This is a genomic window from Phytoactinopolyspora endophytica (assembly GCF_004138495.1).
Lineage (GTDB): Bacteria > Actinomycetota > Actinomycetes > Jiangellales > Jiangellaceae > Phytoactinopolyspora > Phytoactinopolyspora endophytica.
The window spans coordinates 103,924-106,385 of record NZ_ML142858.1 but is presented as its reverse complement, the minus strand read 5'-3'; the positions used below and the strand labels follow the sequence as shown (position 1 = coordinate 106,385).

The following is a 2,462-nucleotide window of genomic DNA, read 5'->3' as shown; positions in this document are numbered from 1 at the left end:
TCTTCGGGCCGGTGCTGTCCGTACTGACCTTCCGCACACCGGCCGAGGCCGTGGAGAAGGCCAACAACACCCCGTACGGCCTGTCCGCCGGGGTCTGGACCGACAAGGGTTCACGGATCCTGTGGATGTCGCAGCAGCTGCGGGCCGGGGTGGTGTGGGCGAACACCTTCAACCGGTTCGACCCGACGTCGCCGTTCGGCGGCTACAAGGAGTCCGGCTACGGGCGCGAAGGCGGCCGGCACGGCCTGCAGGCCTACCTGAAGGCGGCAGAAGCGGCGTGATCGGACGACGACGCACCCAGCCGGGAACGACGAGTGAGAAGCTGAGCGTGATCACATGAGCGAACGGTTGGCCGTGAAGAAGACGTACAAGCTGTACATCGGCGGGAAGTTCCCCCGTTCGGAGTCCGGGCGGTCGTACGAGGTCACCGATGCCAAGGGAAACTTCTTGGCCAATGCCGCGTTCGCCTCCCGCAAGGACGCCCGCGATGCCGTCGCGGCCGCTCGTAAGGCTTTCATCGGCTGGTCGGGTGCCACGGCCTACAACCGTGGTCAGGTGCTGTACCGGGTAGCTGAGGTGATGGAGGGGCGCCGTGCCCAGTTCATCGACGAGGTCTCAGCCGGTGAAGGACTCAGCCGGGCCAAGGCCGAAAAGGCAGTCGACGAGGCGATCGACCGCTGGGTCTGGTACGCGGGATGGTCGGACAAGATCGCCCAGGTGCTCGGGTCCAGCAATCCGGTGGCGGGGCCCTACTTCGACTTCTCGGTCCCCGAGCCCACCGGCGTCGTCGCGGTCCTCGCGCCGCAGCGCTCGTCGCTGCTCGGGCTGGTCTCGGTACTGGCGCCGGCGCTGGTGAGCGGCAATACCGCCGTCCTGGCATCGTCGTACGAGCGGCCTCTACCCGCCATCACACTCAGCGAGGTGCTCGCGACGTCGGACGTCCCCGGCGGGGTGGCCAACATCCTCACCGGCCGGATCGCAGACACCGCGCCCACGCTCGCCTCACACATGGACGTCAACGCCATCGATCTCGCCGGCGCCGCCGGTGACGACGAGCACGCCCGCGAACTCGAGCTCGCCGCCGCGGAGAACCTCAAGCGTGTCCTCCGTGCCCCAGCCGCGGAACCCGACTGGCTGGCCGAGCCCGGATTGGAACGCATCACCCAGTACCTGGAGACCAAGACGGTCTGGCATCCCGTCGGCATCTGATGATCGGCATGGACACCGGTGCCGTCAGCCCGGGACCGTCACATCAGTTGATCACCCGGGGACGCTTCCGACACCATGATCATCGAGGATAATGGGGGTTATAGTCCCTCGAATACTCGATGATCATGGTGCCATGCTGCGGCCTCCTAATGGCGGACGTCGACGTCGTGGCGTTCGGTGTGGTAGCCGGGCCAGGAGTTGTTCCGCCGGTCCTGCGTGGTGTCGCCGAGCGGATCGTGGCTGACCATGCGTCCGTCCTTCGCCCAGTCCGAGCCCCGTCGCACCAGCAGGTCGATCAGCTCTCGTCTCAGCTCCTCCAGCCGGCTCTCGTGCGCGGCCGAGCGGCTCAGATCCGTGAGCTCGTCCGGATCCGAGTCCAGGTCGAAGAGCTGCTCCACGCCACCCTCCGCATAGTGGATGTACTTCCACCGGCCGTCGGTGATCGCATGGTAATTCGCGTCCGGCACGCGCCCCTCGCCGTCGATGTACCGACGCGGATCGGCAAGCTCGCCGCGTGCGAGCGCGATCAAGTCCTGCCCGTCCACGTCAGGCGGTGCGTCCTGCCCGGCGGCGGCCAGTACGGTGGGCAGCACGTCGGCGTGCGTGACCGGATCCGACACCGTGCTGCCATGCCGGCGATCCTCCCATGCCTTGGGAAGACGCATGATGAACGGGACGTGCGCCGACGGCTCGTGGAAGAAGGTCTTCGCCCCCGTGTGGTGGTCGCCCAGATACTCGCCGTGGTCAGAGGTGAACATGAGCAGCGCATCGTCGAACAGCCGCAAATCCTGCAAAGCCGCGAACACGCGGCCGATCGCGTAGTCAATGTGGGTGACCAACCCGTAGTACGCGGCCCGGGCCGCCCGGATCACCTCCGGCGGGATCACGTCGAGCGACCAGCTCTCCCGTGCTCGTTTGAACGCCTCCGGACAGCGGTCGGGCTCGCTCCAGTCGCCGAAGACCGGCTCCGGGATCGGGCTGTCCCGATACATCGAGTAGTAAGGCTCGGGCGGATCCAGCGGAGGGTGTGGCTTCGAGAACGAGCACCACAGGAAGAAGGGAACGGTGGGGTCGCGGCGTTCACGGATGTAGTCGACGCAGCGCTCCGCTGTCCATGAGGTCAGCGTCAGGCTCTCCGGCACAGTTGCCATGCCGGGGTACAGCTCGTTCTGCCCCAGGCCGTGCCGCATCGGTTGCACGTCGTGCCCGCGCCGCGTCATCTCGGTGTAGTAGTCGGACGGGATGAGCATCTC

The 2,462-nt window shown here is 66.9% G+C and carries 3 protein-coding genes; 2 read left to right on the top strand and 1 reads right to left on the bottom strand.

Annotation, left to right across the window (positions count from 1 at the left end; genetic code table 11):
- Together ELR45_RS41090 and ELR45_RS19500 are read left to right on the top strand one after the other, a co-directional pair.
- On the top strand, positions 1-281 hold a 281-nt coding region (locus ELR45_RS41090), incomplete at its 5' end, for an aldehyde dehydrogenase family protein (RefSeq protein ID WP_240759885.1).
- A 55-nt stretch (positions 282-336) separates the two neighbouring features.
- A complete protein-coding gene (locus ELR45_RS19500; RefSeq protein ID WP_129667857.1) occupies positions 337-1,209 on the top strand; it encodes an aldehyde dehydrogenase family protein in 873 nt (290 codons plus the stop codon).
- Positions 1,210-1,355: 146 nt separating this feature from the next.
- On the opposite strand, the gene ELR45_RS19495 is transcribed toward ELR45_RS19500, so the two are convergent.
- The coding region (locus ELR45_RS19495) for a sulfatase-like hydrolase/transferase (RefSeq protein ID WP_165367935.1) at positions 1,356-2,462 on the bottom strand (1,107 nt) is incomplete at its 5' end.

What these genes read in the sequence shown, in the direction of transcription:
- ELR45_RS19500 (WP_129667857.1), top strand. Translation starts at nt 337, where the DNA reads ATGAGCGAACGGTTGGCCGTGAAGAAGACGTACAAGCTGTACATCGGC.